Source organism: Shewanella decolorationis (genome assembly GCF_004354305.1).
Lineage (GTDB): Bacteria > Pseudomonadota > Gammaproteobacteria > Enterobacterales > Shewanellaceae > Shewanella > Shewanella decolorationis.
On the sequence record NZ_CP037898.1, the window covers coordinates 647,036 to 664,159 of the forward strand.

Below are 17,124 nucleotides of genomic sequence, written 5' to 3' on the forward strand. Positions count from 1 at the left end.
GTGGGAATCTAAACAAGGTGATTACACTTTTTCAGCCGGATTTATTATCCGCTAGTTGTAACTAAAAATTACCATGATTGAAATTGGCCTAAAAACCGCCAAACATACCGTACGCATGTACTGAAAAGTTAGTAAGCACTTAGGTTTGAGATATATCGATAAGGTCGCTGCTCGATAGTTTCATTGTCTAGGCTTTGCCCTTTCATTCGTTGGGCCTCATAATACGGCGGTTTTCATTTATTGAAGTTGAGTCGTCCCGTGCGTTTAGACAAATTTATCTGTGAAAGTACCTCGCTGACCCGTTCTTTAGCGAAAAAAGCCCTGCATCGTGGTGACATCACCTGTGATGGCGTGGTGATTAAAGATGCTGGTTTTAAAGTGCTTGAGGGGATGCAAGTATGCCTCGAAGGTGAGCTTATCTCCCTCCTCGGTGAGCGTTACCTGATGCTCAATAAACCCGTGGATACGATTTGCTCGACCATAGATGAAGTCTACCCTTCGGTATTGAGCCTGCTAGATATTGAAAAGCCAGAAACCTTGCACATTGCTGGCCGTTTAGATGCCGATACAACTGGCCTTGTGCTGATCACCAGCGATGGTCAATGGTCGCATCGGATCACTTCGCCGAAAAAAGACTGTGGCAAGCGTTACTTAGTGACGTTAGCCGAGCCTGTGGATGAGAGTCTGATTGGCGTCTTTGCCGCGGGAGTGGAGCTGAGAAACGAGGACGGCCTGACAAAACCCGCAGTGCTTGAAATCATCGAGCCGCAGCGGGTGCGTTTAACCATTACCGAAGGCAAGTATCACCAAGTGAAGCGGATGTTTGCCGCAGTAGGCAATCATGTGGTTGGCTTACACCGTGAAAGCATTGGCAAAATTGAATTAGACGCAGAACTTGCCCTCGGCGAGTGGCGTTATCTGACGAGTGAAGAAATCGCCTCGATTTAACACCGTTTGGCTAAAAAAATGCCGCTCCTGATGAGCGGCATTTTTATTGCTATTTTTATCGCTAATTCGTGTTTTCTGATAAGACTATTGTTTTTTCAGGATCAGATTACCGCTAATGGTATCCATCTTCACACTGGCGCTACCAGCACCCGTTTGGAAGCTTAAGGATTCATTCGGCACGTATTTTTGTCTTTGTGGCGCATCTTGGCTCAAGCCATTTTTGATTTTGCCACCAGGGCCGCCATTGAGCTCGAAATTAGCATCGGGCGTATCAGTAAATGTCACAATAATATCGCCGCTGACGCTCTCAAGATTGGCTTTATCGAAACTTTTCGCCAGTGAGACTTGAGTATCGCCGCTCACGGTGCGGACATTAACTTCTTTGGCGCTGTTAAAGTCGGCTTTAATTTCCCCTGAAACCTGCTCGACTTTCACTTTATCGGCTAAGGTTTGGCTGTTGAGATCGCCACTCACTAAACGGTATTTGATTTCGCCTTTGCTCTGGGTGTCTTTAATCTCACCTGAGACGGTATCTAACATCACTTTGCCCGCTAATCCCTTAGTGGTGATATCACCAGACACAGTGTGCAGTGTCGGTGTGCCGTCCAGTGCTTCGGCGGTGATATTACCGCTAACGGTATTCAGCTCGAGCTCACCTTGAGTCTGGCTGATTTGCAGATTGGCTGAAATTGTATCGGCGTTCAGCTTGACGGATTTAGGTACCTTAATGGTGAGTTTTGAGCCGTTGTTGTCACTGCCGTTATAGTGGCGTGGCATTTTATCTTCGATAGTTAGGTTGTTACCTTTCTGCTCGAAAACAAAGCCTTCGCTCAGCTCATCGAGAGTGCCCGTAACACTGACTTCATTTTTATCCCAGCTTTGAATTTGCACTTCGCCCCGTTGGACTTTGATTTGCAGCAGAGTATCGCTACTCATAGGTAACTGCTTATCCACACTTTCAGCGGCGAACACACTGCCCATAAGGCCAAGATAAAGCGTTGATACGAATAGACTGGTTTTCGTGAGGGTAAAATGGCTCATATGCTATTTCCTTGTGTTGAGTTTTGAATCGGAAGTTTTTGGCCTTGCTGAAGCAAATCGAGTTCACGTTGTTGCACCCAAAGCCAGAGTTGCCAAAGTTGTTTGTCGGTTGGATTAGCCTGCAATGCTTGATAAATCTGTTTGCCTGCGCGGCGTAATTCCGCTAAGCCTTGCTCTAGCGGCGCGCTAAAGCGACTGGTTTGCCAAGCGACAAGCGTTGGGGTTTGTTCGAGACTCGTCACTTGGGCTTGGTGCGTCTGGGCAATTTGGTTAAGCAGAGTGTGCAGCGCTTGCTCATCATCCGCCGATTGGCTAGCGATTTGTTCAGGGAGCGACGTTTTTATCGGCGCTTGAGTGTTGAACCCGAAGAACACTGCCAGCACCACCGCTGCGGCAATCGCCCATTGCGCACCTTGTAGTCGCGGCGCTTGGCGAACAGCTGTTTGCGACGCCAATGGCTTATCCATACGCTTTTCGATGCCTTGCCAAAGATCCCGTTCGGGAGTTAATGCTTTGGGGGCATTATCAATCAATTGCTGGAGTTTGGCCTCGCGGGGATCGTTAGATAAGGACATTACAGCATCTCCTGTAGTAATTGCTTGGCTCTGTGGTACTGGGTCTTACTGGTTCCCACGGCAATACCAAGTAATTGTGCAATTTCTTCATGTTGATAGCCCTCAATGGCGCAGAGCACAAACACGATACGCGCCCGCTCTGGCAGTTTGAGGATCAATTTGTCTAACCCTTGATAATGCTCATCTGCGCTTGAATGTTCATCGTCACTCTCCATCGGGATAAAACGCGCCCAAAACGACTTTTGCTTACGGATAAAGCTCAGCGCCTGATTCACACAGATACTGTGTAACCAAGTGGAAAACTGGCTCTCTCCCCTAAACTGCGGCAATTTCTGCCAGACCAGAATAAAGCACTCTTGGGTGATCTCTTCCGCCTGCGAGGCTTGGCCTGATAACCGCAGTGACAGGGCATATACCCTTGGATGATGGTGTAAATACAGCTGCTTAAATGCGGCTCTATTCCCTTGGCTAGCCAAGGTGATGAGATCAAGTTCTGACATTGCATTGTTGAGTGGGAGTCTCCCTGCCGTCACTGTATTTTCCTGTCATCAAGGTGAATGGTTACTAATAGGACGCTTTCAAAAGCACAAAAGGTTTGTATTTGATAGAAATAAATTTTTTATTTGCCCTATCTAGCATTACTTGTACGAGTTTTATAGTAAAATTATCGGAAAATTTTAGGGCTAAGTTTATGAACTTAATGGTTTTATACCAAGTGGTATTCTGAATCTTAATCCTATAGAAGTGAAATCACAGACTATACTTTCATAGTTAGACACTTTTCTTGGCTGTTAATGTGAATCGAAAGATGGAAAAAGTTAAGAGCGGATAAAACAATAAATGAAAAATGAACTTTTTATGTCAAGACAATATTTTCTGTAAAAGACGTGACTCCCAACTATCTTTTAATAGATGTTATTTATTAGGGGCTTTTTATGTTAATCCGCTCTAAATTACTACTCAGTGCCGCTGTATCAGTCTCTGCTTTGTTTGCTATGTTTGGATTGCAGCTTCATTCCAATTCGGTTGAGTCGGAACTCTCTGATGCTGCGCAAACTGTGCTCGAACTCGAGCGAGATGTATTGTTATTGCGGAAAAATGAAAAGGATTTTTTTGGCCGTAAAGATATTCAATATGTTGAAAAACATAAACAAGTTCATGCGCAAATCGACTCAACTATTCCCACGCTCGAAAAAATCTTTAAAAAATACGATGTTCCTATTACTTCCCTCGAAAGTTTTGACCGCAATTTAAATCAATATCAAGCGGCCTTTAATGAGGTTGTTCAACTGCAACAAGAAATTGGTTTAACACCTAAAGCGGGGCTGTATGGTACCTTGAGGACTGCTGTGCACAATGTCGAGTCCATGCTGAAGGAGTACGATCAACTTTCTTTGCAAGTTGCCATGTTGCAGCTTAGACGCAATGAAAAAGATTTTATGTTGCGCCGCGAAATGACCTATGTTGAGACCTTCGATGCCAACATTGCCTTGTTCAATAGCAGCCTAAGGGCATCAAGTTTAGACCTTGACACACAAAATAAAATTGCTGCCTTAATTGAGCAATATCAGCGGGATTTTAAAAGCCTCGTGAGTAAAGAGCAGCAACTCGGTCTTAACGAAAAAGAGGGTACAATGGCTCAACTTGTTGCAGCCAATAGATTAACCGAGGCTAGTGCTGATGAACTCCATAATCTTGCTTTAAAAGCTATCGATGATGCTGAACAGAGCAGTATGAACACCGGAATGTTTGTATTCTTTATCATTGCATTAATTCTAGGTGTAATTACCTATCTGATTATTCGCAGCATCATCACACCTGTAGAACGCATAACCCAGGTTATTTCACGTATCGAAGTCAGTAAAGATTTAACCCTTAGATGTGATGCGTCGACTCAAGATGAATTAGGTGAAATTGCGCAGCATTTCAATAGTATGGTGGGGAGCTTCCAGCAGCTTATTGAGCAAGTCATCGATTCTGTTGCCACAATCAATACCTCAAGTAAGAGTGTCTCAGAGAATGCCATGCTTGCATCTGAAGGTGTAGCACAGCAACTTAATGAAACCGATATGGTAGCCACAGCAATTACCGAAATGGGCGCTACCATTGATGAAATTGCTAAAACGACGGAGCTTGCCGCGCTTAAAGCGGGTAAAACCCATGATAATGCTCAGTTGGGGCAAACTGAGGTTGAGCAAACCATCCTGAAGATCAGGCAACTGTCTGAACAAATCAACAGTAGCGCCTCTGTGGTGGATGAGCTCGAGCGTGATAGCGAAACCATTGGTAGTGTGCTGGATGTTATCCGAGGTATTGCGGAGCAAACCAATTTACTTGCACTCAATGCGGCGATTGAAGCGGCGCGTGCTGGTGAGCAAGGGCGTGGATTTGCCGTGGTTGCCGATGAAGTGCGTAGTCTAGCGATGCGTACTCAGACATCGACTCAGGAAATTTCCAACATTATTCAAACACTGCAAAGTAGAACCCGCTCTATTGTGCAATTGATGGATGCGAGCCAAAAGCAAGGCGCCGAGAGCGCCGAGCAGGCAGCTGCGGCAGGGGAGTTACTCAAACTTATCAATAATGACGTTCGAAACATTATGGATATGAGTACTCAAATTGCAGCGGCAATTGAAGAGCAAAGCATGGTGGCTGCCGAAGTGAATAAGAACGTGGTCGTTATCCGTGATATTGCCGAGCAATCTTCCCATGCCGCAGATGCTAATGCTTCGGCATCGGACGAATTAAGAACCCGTGCTGAGTATTTAGTGAGTGCTGTTAGCCATTTTAAGATCTAAACGACCTTGCTTGAGGCGCACCGTTGGGGCGCTTCAATAGCATTTTGAGGTGTGGTTTGTGGATGGATAAGGCAGAAGTCGATTCAATCCTAAAATGTAAGCTAAGACCAAAGCTAAAGCGCGCAAACAAAAAACGCACCTTGAGGTGCGTTTTTTTATGCAAGTGCCGTAAGATTAGTGGCTGAACATTGCAGAGATAGACTCTTCGTTGCTGACGCGGCGAATGGCTTCTGCCAATACAGCCGACATAGTCAATTGAGTCACTTTTGCCACTTTAAGCATTTCAGGGCTTAAAGGTACGGTATCGGTCACGATGACTTCATCGATCACTGAGTTTTCGATATTCTCAGCCGCTTTGCCAGAGAATACTGGGTGAGTCGCGTAGGCAAATACGCGGTTTGCACCGTGTTCTTTTAAGGCTTCAGCCGCTTTACACAGAGTGCCGCCTGTGTCTATCATATCATCAACGATAATGCAGTCACGGCCTTGAACGTCACCAATGATGTGCATCACTTGTGCTACGTTTGCCTGTGGACGACGCTTGTCGATAATGGCCAGATCAGAATCATCTAATAGTTTCGCTACTGCACGAGCGCGAACTACACCGCCGATGTCAGGGGATACAACCACAGGGTTGTCCAGCTTTTTCGCTACCATGTCTTCTAATAGCACTGGGCTACCGAATACGTTGTCTACAGGAACGTCGAAGAAGCCTTGAATTTGCTCTGCGTGTAAATCACAGGTCAGAACGCGGTCAACACCGACGCTTGAGAGGAAGTCAGCAACGACTTTTGCCGTAATAGGTACACGTGCGCTACGTACGCGACGGTCTTGACGAGCATAACCAAAGTAAGGAATAACGGCAGTAATACGACCAGCAGAAGCACGGCGTAGTGCGTCAACCATTACGATAAGTTCCATTAGGTTATCGTTAGTTGGTGCGCAGGTGGATTGGATGATAAACACATCGGCACCACGTACATTTTCGTTAATTTGGACACTGATTTCACCATCGCTGAAACGACCAACCACTGCGTCTCCGAGTTTACAAAATAGACGATCGGCTATCTTCTTAGCGAGACTGGGGGTGGCGTTCCCAGCAAAGAGCTTGATGTCGGGCACTGTATGAACCTCAGGCGTTTGCTTTATATTTTAGTGGCTAGAGCAACGACGATGCGGGGACGGGAGCGGAACCCGTAGGCTATCGTAAAAAGTTGCTCTAGAAGAAAGTAGTTTATGGATGATTGAGTCGCACTATAAGCGGCGAAATATTCATCCCTTTTGCAACAAATCCTTGCATATCAGACGGTAATTTCGCCAAGGCTGCGAGAGCTTGCTGCTGCGAAGAAAACTCCCCAAACACGCATGCGCCCGTTCCGGTCATTCTCGACGGCGCATATTCTAGCAGCCAGCTTAAGGCCTTGGCAACTTGAGGGTATTTGTAAACGACCAGATCTTGGCAATCATTTGTCCAAGGTTGGCTCATCAAAGTGTCAATACCAAGCTTGGGTGTATTGCGGGGGAGCAAAGGATCTTGGAACACTGCTGCGGTGGAAACATGGGCATCGGGCGCGATGACTAAATACCAAAATTCATTGGGGGTAACCGCTTGTAAACGTTCGCCAACACCTTCGGCAAAAGCGGCGAAACCGCGAATAAAAACAGGGATATCGGCACCGAGTTTTAAACCAATCGCCGCTAATTCATCGTTAGATAATTGGGTGTTCCACAACTGATTTAACGCCACGAGTGTGGTGGCCGCATCGGAGGAACCGCCACCTAAACCGCCGCCCATGGGTAAACGTTTTTCGAGCCAAATTTCGGCGCCGCCAGGATAACCTGTCACCTGTTGTAATGATTTTGCGGCTCTCAGAATTAAGTTATCGCTATCCGCGACAACGGTCGACATGTCCGAGTGCAATTTCAGCTCAGGCGTCTGCATCACCCTAAAGTTGAGCAGATCGCAACAATCGATAAATTGAAATAGCGTTTGCAACTCATGGTAACCGTCGGCGCGGCGCCCGTTGATATGCAAAAACAGATTTAGTTTGGCGGGCGCGGGCCAATTGCGAGAAATCTCATTCGACATGCTAAGGTTTTTCTCCGAGCAGTATTGAGGGTTTACCTAAGGCTTGCCATTGATTGAGTTGCAGCTTGAGCTGTAAATCACCGCGTTCAAGCTTTAACTGATAGGGCACCTCGGCACCACTTTGGGACTGCCAACTTAAAAATGTGACGTCCCAAGGCGGTAAGGTTTGCGAGTTTTGAATTTGCTTTGTTTTGCCATTGCTATCAACGGCAAGCACACGATCTAAAGCGCCGACTTGGCCGGTGATCCAAAGGGGTAAGTCGTTAATCGGGATGGACCAGCCGCTGACTCGCTCAAGCAAGGCTTGGGCGTTACTATCGCGAAAATCTTTGCCATCGACATGCAGGTGAGCCGAGTTAGGCGTAGCATCCAAGGTCAACACTGTGGTGCCGAGCATAGTGGTGAGAGTGAGTTCGTCCCGCTCCTCACTGTGGCGCCAATACAGATTGGCACTGAGCTTATCCTGCTGCGTGCGGATAGCGAGTTTCCCCTGTAACTCCCATGCCTTGGCTTGGGCGGCGTTATCGACTGTGATAGGGCTGAGATCTGTCGCTGGCGATAGTGTCTCACAGCCGCCTAAAAACAATAGGCCACTCAAGGCGATACAAGAGAAAATGGATTTTGTGAAGCGCTTCAAATTATTCATCTATAACTGATATACCAAAGTCCTTATGATACGAGGGCTTGGAAAGAATACCAATGCCAATCGTAAAATTTCCATTGGCGGTCAGTCGGGCTAACTTCAGCCGTGATAATCCGTAGTTATCTATCATTGATAGAAAATTTAGGTAAGAAGTTAGACCTTTATTCGGTTTTGTTAAGCGTATTCTGTTTTTAGTTGGGCCAATTCAGTAGAATGCCCTTATTAAGAGAGACGCCAAGAATCTAGAAAAGAGTCAGATGAGCCTTGTAGCAATCGGTATTAACCATAAAACAGCCACGGTAGACCTGCGTGAGAAAGTTGCCTTCTCTCCGGACAAAATTCATGATGCCATGAAGAGTCTGGCCAGTCGTACACGCTCGGGTGAAGCCGTTATCGTCTCGACCTGCAATCGCACCGAATTGTATTGTAACAATGGCGATGAGGCCGACATCATTGAATGGCTTGAAGAATATCACGGCCTAGATCATCAAGATGTTGCGCCGTGCCTCTACAATTACCACGGTCAAGCGGCGGTAAGGCATTTGATGCGCGTCGCTTCAGGTCTTGACTCGTTGATCCTCGGTGAGCCGCAGATTCTTGGTCAAGTTAAACAAGCCTTTGTCAAAGCCAAAGAAGCGGGTACCGTTGCGCTGACCATCGACCGCTTGTTCCAAAATACCTTCTCCGTGGCGAAAAAAGTGCGTACCGAAACCGAAATCGGTGCCGCGGCTGTCTCGGTGGCCTTTGCCGCTGTGAGCATGGCAAAACATATCTTCTCTTCGCTGTCGACCACTAAGGTGCTATTAATTGGCGCCGGTGAAACCATTGAGCTAGTGGCTAAACATCTTAAGGATAACGGCGTTGCTTCTATGGTCGTGGCAAACCGTACTCTGGAACGTGCTCAAAGCATGTGTGAAGAGTTTAATGCCACGGCAATTACGTTGGCACAGATACCAGATTTTCTCCCTAAAGCCGATATCGTGATATCCTCTACCGCCAGCCCGCTACCAATCCTTGGTAAAGGCATGGTAGAAAAAGCGCTAAAGCAGCGTCGCCATCAACCTATGTTATTGGTTGATATAGCAGTTCCCCGGGATATTGAGCCGGAAGTCGCCGATTTGGACGATGCGTTTCTGTATACAGTGGACGACCTGCATAGCATTATTGAACAGAATAAGGCTTCCCGTAAGGAGGCCGCCGAGCAAGCTGAATTAATTACTGAAGAACAATCCTACCTCTTTATGGATTGGGTACGTTCTTTAGAGTCGGTCGACAGTATTCGCGAGTATCGCAGCCAAAGCATGGCGATAAAGGATGAGTTAGTGGAACGTGCCCTGAATAAATTAGCGCAGGGGGGCGACACTGAGCAGGTATTGATTGAACTAGCCAATCGCCTGACGAATAGACTCATTCACGCACCCACCCAAGCCCTCACGGTGGCCAGCCGTCAGGGGGATTTGAATACATTAGGTCAGTTAAGAACAGCGCTCGGATTAGATAAAAACTAAGGTTAGCGAGTTAAATGAAGGAATCCGTTATCCGCAAGCTGGAAGGCTTGCTCGAGCGCAATGAAGAAGTCTTAGCCTTGCTTGGTGATGCATCCGTTATCGCCGATCAGGATCGTTTTCGCGCGTTATCCAAAGAATATTCTCAGTTAGAAGAAGTGGTTGCAGGCTTTAAAGCTTACCAGCAAGCACAGGCAGATCTCGAGTCTGCCAAGGAAATGCTGGAAGAAGATGATGCTGAAATGCGCGAAATGGCGCAGGAAGAAATCAAGGCTGCTAAAGCTGAACTTGAGCGTCTCGAAGCCGAGCTGCAAATTCTGTTATTACCAAAAGATCCTAACGACGACACCAACGCCTTTATCGAAATTCGTGCCGGTGCGGGTGGCGACGAAGCCGCAATCTTCGCGGGTGATCTGTTCCGTATGTATAGCCGTTATGCCGAAGCCAACCGTTGGCAGCTCGAAATCATGAGCTCGAACGAAGGTGAACACGGTGGTTTTAAAGAAATCATCGTTAAAGTCAGTGGTGAAGGCGCCTACGGTAAACTTAAATTTGAATCCGGCGGTCACCGTGTTCAACGTGTGCCTGAAACTGAATCTCAAGGCCGTGTACACACCTCAGCCGTCACTGTGGTAGTCATGCACGAAGTGCCTGAAGCGGAAGCGATTTCAATCAACCCAGCCGATCTGAAGGTCGATACCTTCCGTTCATCGGGCGCGGGTGGTCAGCACGTTAACAAAACCGATTCTGCCATTCGTATTACCCACATTCCCACCGGGATTGTGGTGGAATGTCAGGACCAACGTTCACAGCATAAAAACCGCGCGCAAGCGATGAGCGTGTTAGCGGCGCGTATCCAAGCCGTTGAAGACGAAAAGCGCCGCAGCGCCGAAGAGTCGACTCGCCGTAGTCTGGTAGCCAGTGGTGACCGCTCCGAACGTGTGCGTACCTATAACTTCCCACAGGGCCGCGTGAGTGAACACCGTATCAACTTAACCTTATATCGCTTAAACGAAGTGATGGAAGGCGACTTAGATGCGATTTTAGGACCGCTGATGCAAGAGCACCAGGCTGACCTATTAGCCGCTCTGGCTGATGAGCAGGGGTAATTTTGGCTGATCAATCGAGTATCGCCGAGGCCCTGCAGTGGGCCTATGTTCAGTTAGCGCCTACCTCTGAATCCGCTCATCTGGATGCAGAGGTTTTCCTGCTGTATTGCCTCAATAAAAACCGTGCATTTCTCTACACTTGGCCCGAAAAAGCCTTGACGGTGGAGCAGTGGAAACGCTTTCAGCAAATGGTGCAACGTCGCCAGCAGGGCGTACCCGTGGCACATATTGTAGGAGAGCGTGAGTTTTGGTCACTGCCCTTTATCGTGAATGACACCACGTTAATCCCTCGTCCGGATACCGAAATCCTGGTCGAAACCGCCTTAAACTTGCCGCTTGAGAGCAATGCTAAGGTGCTGGATTTAGGGACTGGCACTGGCGCGATTGCGCTGGCGCTGGCTTCTGAACGAGCGACTTGGCAAATCACCGCCGTCGACAAAGTGGAAGATGCGGTGGCATTGGCCAAGGCGAACCGGACTAACCTTAAGCTCGAGCAGGTTGAGATCCTCCAAAGTGACTGGTTTAGCGCTATCAAGGCCCATGACTTTGATTTAATTGTCTCAAATCCGCCTTACATCGATGAGGCCGATGAGCATTTACATCAAGGTGATGTGCGTTTCGAGCCACAAAGTGCGCTCACCGCCGCTGATGAGGGCTTTGCCGATCTTTACTACATCGCAAAAACCGCTCGGGATTATTTAAAACCCAACGGCTATATTCTGCTCGAACATGGATTTGAGCAGGCGGTAAAGCTCAGGGCAAAACTGACAGAGTTGGGTTATCAAAATGTCGCAACAGTGCGTGATTTTGGCAGCAATGACAGATGCACTATGGGTAAGTGGATGGGATTGATTGGAATTTGATCTATTAATCATATAAATTCCGTTTTGATAATTTTAGAACGTCAACACGCCCTAGTGGTTAACTTGTGGCGTTTGATGTTTTCAGTGTGATGAACGATTCGTCATTAATTTCTAACCGACCCAAATTACCCACTGCTTGGTTTCTTCCTTGCGTTTTGGCTTTGTATAAATATTCATCAATTTGATTTAATACTTGGTCAATTTGAGTTTGGTTAATCATTTGATAAACACCAAAACCAATCGATATAGTGACATAGAGTTGATTATCTTTTAACTCTATAGGTGTATTATATATTTCGTTTAACAACCTTTCTATTAATTTAATACAATTAACTTTGTTATCCGGGTTCTCAATATATACTAAAAACTCTTCACCGCCCCAACGAATCACTTTATCATTATTTTTAACTCTATTACTAATACGCTTACTAACGATTTCTAAAACCAGATCTCCTATTTGATGTCCATATGTATCATTTACATTTTTGAAATGGTCAATATCTATTAATAGAAACAGTGCGTCAATATTATCATCATTATATTTAGTTCTAATAAACTGTTCGAAGTATCGACGATTATAAACTTTGGTTAATGGATCATGTTTGCTCTCGTAATCTAATTGATGACTTTTTACTGCTAGAAGTCGATGAGCATTTCGCAACCTTAAATAGACTGTGAGTATAAATAACGCCATAGTAATGGTTATAATTACTATAGTTATTATTAGGTTATATTCATTCTGTTGTTTTTCTAATAATATATTTGCTTTTTTGTGTTCCTCTGATAACTCAAGTAGAGCTCGTTTATGTTGTTCTGACTCCAAACGAGCATTATTTAACAACGCATCTCGCTGCCTTTTTTGTATATTTAGTCTGTGCTTTAAATTGCTTGCATCAGTTAATGCGTAATAAGCTGGCTTGTATAGATTAGATTGCTCAAGTAATTTTGCCCACTCTTCTATTTTTGGCACTAGATAAACTAGCCAATGGTTTCTTTCGAACCATAATTGAGATTGGTAGAATAATTTATTAGCGGCATCATATTGGCCAGTTGTTAATAATGCAAACGCTCTTAAAATATTGGCTTGATGCCAACTGTATGGATCTTTTGCTGGATCTATTATAGTTAATATTTTTTTAGTTAGTTTCAAGTTTTCATTGTTTTTTCCTATCGATTGATAGATTGCTGAGATATTTAAGGCAGCTGTAATGTACGCATCTGCATAATAGTCGTTTTCTTTATTAATTATATTATTATAAACGGCGAGTGCATCATTGAATTGATTAGCCTCTTTAAGAATAAATCCCTGTCTCAATTGCAATATTTTAATATTGTCAGCATTCCTACTAAGTTCAATTGCTCTATTTATTGTTAAAAGAGCTAGGGAAGTCTGCTTTATGTCGCTTTGCAGTAATGCAAGAATGCCTAAACTTTCACTGACCCATTCTTGTAAATTATTCGCTTCTGCAATTTCAATTGACAGACCTATAGAATTTATCGCCTCATCAGTATATCCTGCATCCATTGCAAGATTTGCAAAGTCATATGCAAGCCACATTTTCAGAAGTGGAGTATCAGACTCATTCAATTTGTAAAATGCTTCATATTCAAGGAGGAATATTTTGTCGGATTCTGAGTTTAAATATTCTTGGTATTGTTTACATTTAATTAAAGCTGCTGAATCATATTTATATATTTCATATCGATTAAGATTTTGAAGTTTTTTTAGTACTTGGGGATTAGGTTGTTGAGTTGCTCGTATCGCTATACGGCACTCATGCATAAGGAAAAGGGCTTGTTCATTTGGTTGCATATTTCTTAATTCTAAATTCAAACCTTGCAATTCAGAATAGACTTGTTGCTCAGTTACTGTTTTATCAGAAACTAAAGTCCAAATTTTTTGCTCGAATGCTGAAAATTTTAGATCTTCAGCATAAGACCATGAGTGTAGTGTTGTGATTGCTAACACTATTGATAGTCTTAGATAATTTGCAAATAAATGAGACATATTATCTCCATAAAATACTTCCGCACCATCAAGACTAGGTCAAAGTAGAACATATTGCTAGTTTGTTAATTTTAATTGATTAAAAACTAGGCTTTAAATGAATGTTAAGCATAAAATAGCCAAACAATATTGAACTTACTTCAATTTTATTACTGCATATGTTTTTTGAGTATTGAAGATAGTGAATGTTTTTATTAATTAAAAACATTCACTTGTATGGGCGGAAATTAATACTACTTCGATTTCTAAAAAGATGAGTGATTAACTATAGATAAACTACTGATAATTTCAATCATTTGTTTTTTTGTAAATATTTATTCCTAATAGGAAGTGATTTTAGAGGGATGCAATAGACAATAGTGTAAATACTACAGTTATTTAACAGGTGCTAATTTATTTCGCATTATCAAGCTATAACACTTTGACCATAAAGAATTTACTGCCGGTTTCGGGATAGGCTTGTTGTACCCATTGCACGCGATATCCGTGGCGCTCATAGAAAGGTTTGGCTTGAAAATCTAAGGTATCGAGCAGGGCAAATTGGCAGCCGCGTTGTTTGGCCTTGCTTTCGGCCTCGAGTAATAAGTGTGAGCCGATATTTTGCTGGCGCAATGCGGCATCGACCCAAAGGTAGTCAATCAATAGCCAATTACCAAAGGTTTTGCCGCTTAAGCCCGCGAGTAAGTTGCCGTCCTCATCCTGTAATTTTAATCCTAGGTTTTGGCGTTTTAGTGTTTGCCAGTGCAGCTGATTAAACTCGACGATTTTTTGCTTTACCGCATCGGCAAATTCGGCGGATTCATCGTCAATTATCATTAAATTCATTGTGGTTTCCTACAAACTGAGGGACGGGTTTTCGTCTGCGAATCTCGCGTGTTAGGCATTGGTCTGGCGTTATGATTAGGGTAAACTAGCGCCTTTGTCACTGGCCATAAGTATCATAATGGAAACTTTTTACAGTCTTTATCCTGCTGTTAAGCACCTGCATTTAACCTTAATTGCCGTGAGTGTGCTGTTTTTTGTCGTTCGTTTTGTGTTGCACTTACGTCAGTCAGCACTGATGGGCAAGAAGGTATTCAAAATCGCGCCCCATGTTATCGACACTTTTTTACTGCTGTCGGGCTTAACTCTGTGCTTTATGATCAAGCAATATCCCTTTGTGGACCCTTGGTTGACCGAAAAGATTGGCGCCGTGCTCGCGTATATTGCCTTGGGCGTGATTGCGATAAAAGCGAACAGAAACAAATTGTTCAAAGTTTTTGCCTTTTTAGGTGCATTAGGTTGGTTAGTTTACGCGGCCAAATTGGCGCATTTTAAACAAGCGGTATTATTGGGTTAATGGGTAAATACAATCTGCAAGATGGCATTTCTTTGCCCGAGTCGGCATTGGATGTAGGTGCTCACCTTGGATTTTCAAACCTCGAAGCGGCGAAATGGGCTTGGTTTGAATTGGCGGGAGCCGTATTAAGTCATTACCTGGTGGATCAACAGCAACGCTTAAATGCGTTGCTGCATTGGTTTTATCAGGACTTGGGTTTTTGTGTCCGCGACAATTACTTCAGTACCGAAGCGGCGGATTTAGGCACTTGTCTTATCACTAAACAGGGCAATAGCACCACACTGGCGACGGTTTTGATACTACTGGCCAAGCAGCTCGATTTAGAGCTTGAAGCTTTACTCTTACCGGGTAATACCGTGCTTCGCAGTAACGTTGCTGGCGTTGTGCGTTATCACGATCCGCTGACGGGCAAAGAGCTGACGAAACATCAGCTCCATGTGTTAGTGCGCGGTGAACTGGGTAACTCGGCCGAGCTTAAGCCAAGCTACTTAAAGGCGGTGTCGGTGAAGAAGCTGATTTCGCGTATGCTGCATGAGCTTAAGGCGGGGTGTATCGTGTCGCATCAATTTGAGGCGGCGATGGAATGTTGCAACTTGCTGCTACAGTGGCATCCAGATGATGTGCACTTAAATCGGGAGCGCGCCTTTATTGCCCAGCAGCTGGGGTGTATCAATGTCGCGGCGGCCGATCTGCAACACTTTGTTGATAACAGCCCGCATGATCCTGTTATCGAAATCGTCAAAATGCAGCTCAAAGAGCTCAGTGAACACGCTGAAATCTATCACTAAATCTTAAAGGAGAGTCTAACAGGCTCTCCTTGTTTTTCTAAAAAACAACAATAAATCGGGCGAATGGGAAGTTTGCCCACTAACTGCAAACGGCAGTTTTTAGCATAAATACAATAACAACTGTACCAAACAGGGAGAATACACATGGCAAGCACGGCATTAGTCACCAATGACGCGGTGGCGTTGGGAATATTGGCAACGATTCTGGGATTTGTGTTTTATACCAGCAGTAGTAGTCATCCATTTTGGCAAAAGTTTTACCGTTTTATTCCTGCGTTATTACTCTGCTACTTCTTGCCATCGTTGTTAAACACCTTTGGGGTGATCGATGGTCACACATCGCAGCTTTACTATGTGGCCTCGCGCTACCTATTGCCCGCCTGTTTGGTGTTATTGATTTTAAGTGTGGATTTAAAAGCCATCTTAGGACTTGGGCCTAAGGCGGTGATCATGTTTTTAACTGGGACAGTCGGTATTGTGATTGGCGGGCCGATTGCGTTGCTCGTGGTGTCCTTTATCGAGCCCTCATTAATTGGTGTTGATAGCCCTGATGCGGTGTGGCGTGGCATGACGACCCTCGCTGGCAGCTGGATTGGCGGCGGTGCTAACCAAGCCGCGATGAAAGAAATATATGAAGTGGGCGGCAATATCTTCTCCGTGATGGTGACAGTCGATGTGATTGTGGCCAATATCTGGATGGCGGTATTGTTGTTTATGGCGTCAAAGGCCAAGGAAATCGATGCCAAGACGGGTGCTGATACCACAGCAATTGAGACTTTAAAGAACAAGGTTGAGCAGTATCACGCTGAAAATGCGCGTATTCCAAGCCTGCGTGATTTGATGCTGATTGTGGCCGTTGGTTTTGGGATTACGGGCGTGGCCCATATTGCCGCCGATTTCCTCGGTCCTTATTTTGAGGCCAACTATCCTTGGACTGAGGATTACAGCTTAACCTCTAAGTTCTTCTGGTTAGTGGTGATTGTGACCACCATAGGTTTAGCCATGTCCTTTAGCCCTATGCGCCATTTAGAGGCGGCGGGGGCTTCTAAGGTGGCGTCGGCGTTCTTGTATATTTTGGTGGCGACCATTGGTTTACATATGGATGTAAGCAAGGTCCTTGATACACCGCTATATTTTTTAGTGGGCATTATTTGGATGATAGTGCACGCAGGCTTTATGTTATTGATTGCTAAATTAATTAAGGCTCCATTGTTTTATATGGCCGTGGGCAGTCAGGCAAACGTAGGTGGGGCTGCATCGGCGCCAGTTGTGGCAGCTGCGTTCCACCCCGCTTTAGCCCCTGTAGGGGTATTGTTAGCCGTATTTGGTTATGCGCTAGGCACTTATATGGCGTGGCTCTGCGGTCAGTTACTGCAAGCCGTCGCGGTATAGTTGCCTTAGCTCCTGTTCAGCGCTGG

The 17,124-nt window shown here is 45.1% G+C and carries 16 protein-coding genes; 8 read left to right on the plus strand and 8 right to left on the minus strand.

What is annotated here, in order from left to right:
• The first annotated feature begins 240 nt into the window (after positions 1 to 240).
• Positions 241 to 948 (plus strand): 16S rRNA pseudouridine(516) synthase RsuA, encoded by a 708-nt coding sequence (gene rsuA / locus EYR25_RS02870; RefSeq protein WP_052031085.1) that lies wholly within the window; start codon positions 241 to 243, stop codon positions 946 to 948.
• An 84-nt stretch (positions 949 to 1,032) separates the two neighbouring features.
• Here the strand turns inward: rsuA and EYR25_RS02875 are convergent, their stop codons facing one another.
• Genes EYR25_RS02875 through EYR25_RS02885 form a run of 3 tightly spaced genes read right to left on the minus strand, consistent with a single transcriptional unit; the run spans position 1,033 to position 3,097 of the window.
• The gene (locus EYR25_RS02875) at positions 1,033 to 1,989 is read right to left on the minus strand and encodes a DUF4097 family beta strand repeat-containing protein (protein ID WP_133178481.1); all 957 of its coding nucleotides are present in this window, start codon (positions 1,987 to 1,989) and stop codon (positions 1,033 to 1,035) included.
• On the minus strand, positions 1,986 to 2,564 hold the full coding sequence (locus tag EYR25_RS02880) for an anti-sigma factor (RefSeq protein ID WP_133178482.1): 579 nt from the start codon (positions 2,562 to 2,564) through the stop codon (positions 1,986 to 1,988). Before EYR25_RS02880 ends, EYR25_RS02875 begins: the two co-directional genes overlap by 4 nt.
• On the minus strand, positions 2,564 to 3,097 hold the full coding sequence (locus EYR25_RS02885) for an RNA polymerase sigma factor (RefSeq protein ID WP_039978658.1): 534 nt from the start codon (positions 3,095 to 3,097) through the stop codon (positions 2,564 to 2,566). The genes EYR25_RS02880 and EYR25_RS02885 overlap by 1 nt, the downstream gene beginning before the upstream one ends.
• 402 nt (positions 3,098 to 3,499) lie before the next feature.
• Here EYR25_RS02885 and EYR25_RS02890 point away from each other — a divergent pair, with 402 nt between their 5' ends.
• Positions 3,500 to 5,362 carry a methyl-accepting chemotaxis protein gene (locus tag EYR25_RS02890; RefSeq protein WP_133178483.1) on the plus strand — a complete coding sequence of 621 codons (1,863 nt, stop codon included), beginning with the start codon at positions 3,500 to 3,502 and terminating at the stop codon, positions 5,360 to 5,362.
• A gap of 174 nt (positions 5,363 to 5,536) precedes the next feature.
• Here EYR25_RS02890 and EYR25_RS02895 read toward each other — a convergent pair whose 3' ends face one another.
• The 3 genes from EYR25_RS02895 to lolB all read right to left on the minus strand — a co-directional run bounded on the left by EYR25_RS02895 (position 5,537) and on the right by lolB (position 8,097).
• A complete protein-coding gene (locus tag EYR25_RS02895; RefSeq protein WP_133178484.1) occupies positions 5,537 to 6,484 on the minus strand; it encodes a ribose-phosphate pyrophosphokinase in 948 nt (315 codons plus the stop codon).
• Between the two features lie 112 nt (positions 6,485 to 6,596).
• The gene (gene ispE / locus EYR25_RS02900) at positions 6,597 to 7,451 is read right to left on the minus strand and encodes a 4-(cytidine 5'-diphospho)-2-C-methyl-D-erythritol kinase (RefSeq protein WP_133178485.1); all 855 of its coding nucleotides are present in this window, start codon (positions 7,449 to 7,451) and stop codon (positions 6,597 to 6,599) included.
• 1 nt (position 7,452) lies between these two features.
• Positions 7,453 to 8,097: a lipoprotein insertase outer membrane protein LolB gene (lolB, locus tag EYR25_RS02905; protein ID WP_133178486.1), complete on the minus strand. Its 645-nt coding sequence runs from the start codon at positions 8,095 to 8,097 to the stop codon at positions 7,453 to 7,455.
• Positions 8,098 to 8,351: 254 nt separating this feature from the next.
• On the opposite strand from lolB, the gene hemA reads away from it, so the two are divergent.
• Genes hemA through prmC form a run of 3 tightly spaced genes read left to right on the plus strand, consistent with a single transcriptional unit; the run spans position 8,352 to position 11,571 of the window.
• Positions 8,352 to 9,602 carry a glutamyl-tRNA reductase gene (hemA, locus tag EYR25_RS02910; protein ID WP_011715924.1) on the plus strand — a complete coding sequence of 417 codons (1,251 nt, stop codon included), beginning with the start codon at positions 8,352 to 8,354 and terminating at the stop codon, positions 9,600 to 9,602.
• Positions 9,603 to 9,616: 14 nt separating this feature from the next.
• Positions 9,617 to 10,708, plus strand: coding sequence for a peptide chain release factor 1 (gene prfA, locus EYR25_RS02915; protein WP_109287930.1), 1,092 nt, complete (start codon positions 9,617 to 9,619; stop codon positions 10,706 to 10,708).
• Positions 10,709 to 10,710: 2 nt separating this feature from the next.
• Entirely contained in the window at positions 10,711 to 11,571 is an 861-nt protein-coding gene (gene prmC / locus EYR25_RS02920; RefSeq protein WP_109287931.1) for a peptide chain release factor N(5)-glutamine methyltransferase, read from the plus strand.
• Between the two features lie 58 nt (positions 11,572 to 11,629).
• Here the strand turns inward: prmC and EYR25_RS02925 are convergent, their stop codons facing one another.
• Positions 11,630 to 13,579 carry a GGDEF domain-containing protein gene (locus tag EYR25_RS02925; RefSeq protein WP_133178487.1) on the minus strand — a complete coding sequence of 650 codons (1,950 nt, stop codon included), beginning with the start codon at positions 13,577 to 13,579 and terminating at the stop codon, positions 11,630 to 11,632.
• Positions 13,580 to 13,990: 411 nt separating this feature from the next.
• On the minus strand, positions 13,991 to 14,404 hold the full coding sequence (locus EYR25_RS02930) for a GNAT family N-acetyltransferase (protein WP_133178488.1): 414 nt from the start codon (positions 14,402 to 14,404) through the stop codon (positions 13,991 to 13,993).
• Positions 14,405 to 14,522: 118 nt separating this feature from the next.
• Between EYR25_RS02930 and EYR25_RS02935 the strand changes: the two genes are divergently transcribed.
• The 3 genes from EYR25_RS02935 to EYR25_RS02945 all read left to right on the plus strand — a co-directional run bounded on the left by EYR25_RS02935 (position 14,523) and on the right by EYR25_RS02945 (position 17,098).
• Positions 14,523 to 14,918: a SirB2 family protein gene (locus EYR25_RS02935; RefSeq protein ID WP_011623908.1), complete on the plus strand. Its 396-nt coding sequence runs from the start codon at positions 14,523 to 14,525 to the stop codon at positions 14,916 to 14,918.
• Positions 14,918 to 15,706 (plus strand): transglutaminase family protein, encoded by a 789-nt coding sequence (locus EYR25_RS02940; RefSeq protein ID WP_133178489.1) that lies wholly within the window; start codon positions 14,918 to 14,920, stop codon positions 15,704 to 15,706. Before EYR25_RS02935 ends, EYR25_RS02940 begins: the two co-directional genes overlap by 1 nt.
• A gap of 144 nt (positions 15,707 to 15,850) precedes the next feature.
• Positions 15,851 to 17,098 carry a DUF819 family protein gene (locus EYR25_RS02945; RefSeq protein WP_133178490.1) on the plus strand — a complete coding sequence of 416 codons (1,248 nt, stop codon included), beginning with the start codon at positions 15,851 to 15,853 and terminating at the stop codon, positions 17,096 to 17,098.
• The last annotated feature ends 26 nt before the right edge of the window (positions 17,099 to 17,124 follow it).

Excerpts from the sequence above, each read along its gene's own strand:
- EYR25_RS02945 (WP_133178490.1), top strand. The coding sequence starts at position 15,851 with ATGGCAAGCACGGCATTAGTCACCAATGACGCGGTGGCGTTGGGAATA.
- EYR25_RS02935 (WP_011623908.1), top strand. The coding sequence starts at position 14,523 with ATGGAAACTTTTTACAGTCTTTATCCTGCTGTTAAGCACCTGCATTTA.
- lolB (WP_133178486.1), bottom strand. The coding sequence starts at position 8,097 with ATGAATAATTTGAAGCGCTTCACAAAATCCATTTTCTCTTGTATCGCC.
- EYR25_RS02930 (WP_133178488.1), bottom strand. The coding sequence starts at position 14,404 with ATGAATTTAATGATAATTGACGATGAATCCGCCGAATTTGCCGATGCG.
- EYR25_RS02875 (WP_133178481.1), bottom strand. The coding sequence starts at position 1,989 with ATGAGCCATTTTACCCTCACGAAAACCAGTCTATTCGTATCAACGCTT.
- ispE (WP_133178485.1), bottom strand. The coding sequence starts at position 7,451 with ATGTCGAATGAGATTTCTCGCAATTGGCCCGCGCCCGCCAAACTAAAT.
- prfA (WP_109287930.1), top strand. The coding sequence starts at position 9,617 with ATGAAGGAATCCGTTATCCGCAAGCTGGAAGGCTTGCTCGAGCGCAAT.
- EYR25_RS02880 (WP_133178482.1), bottom strand. The coding sequence starts at position 2,564 with ATGTCCTTATCTAACGATCCCCGCGAGGCCAAACTCCAGCAATTGATT.
- hemA (WP_011715924.1), top strand. The coding sequence starts at position 8,352 with ATGAGCCTTGTAGCAATCGGTATTAACCATAAAACAGCCACGGTAGAC.
- EYR25_RS02890 (WP_133178483.1), top strand. The coding sequence starts at position 3,500 with ATGTTAATCCGCTCTAAATTACTACTCAGTGCCGCTGTATCAGTCTCT.
- EYR25_RS02925 (WP_133178487.1), bottom strand. The coding sequence starts at position 13,579 with ATGTCTCATTTATTTGCAAATTATCTAAGACTATCAATAGTGTTAGCA.
- EYR25_RS02940 (WP_133178489.1), top strand. The coding sequence starts at position 14,918 with ATGGGTAAATACAATCTGCAAGATGGCATTTCTTTGCCCGAGTCGGCA.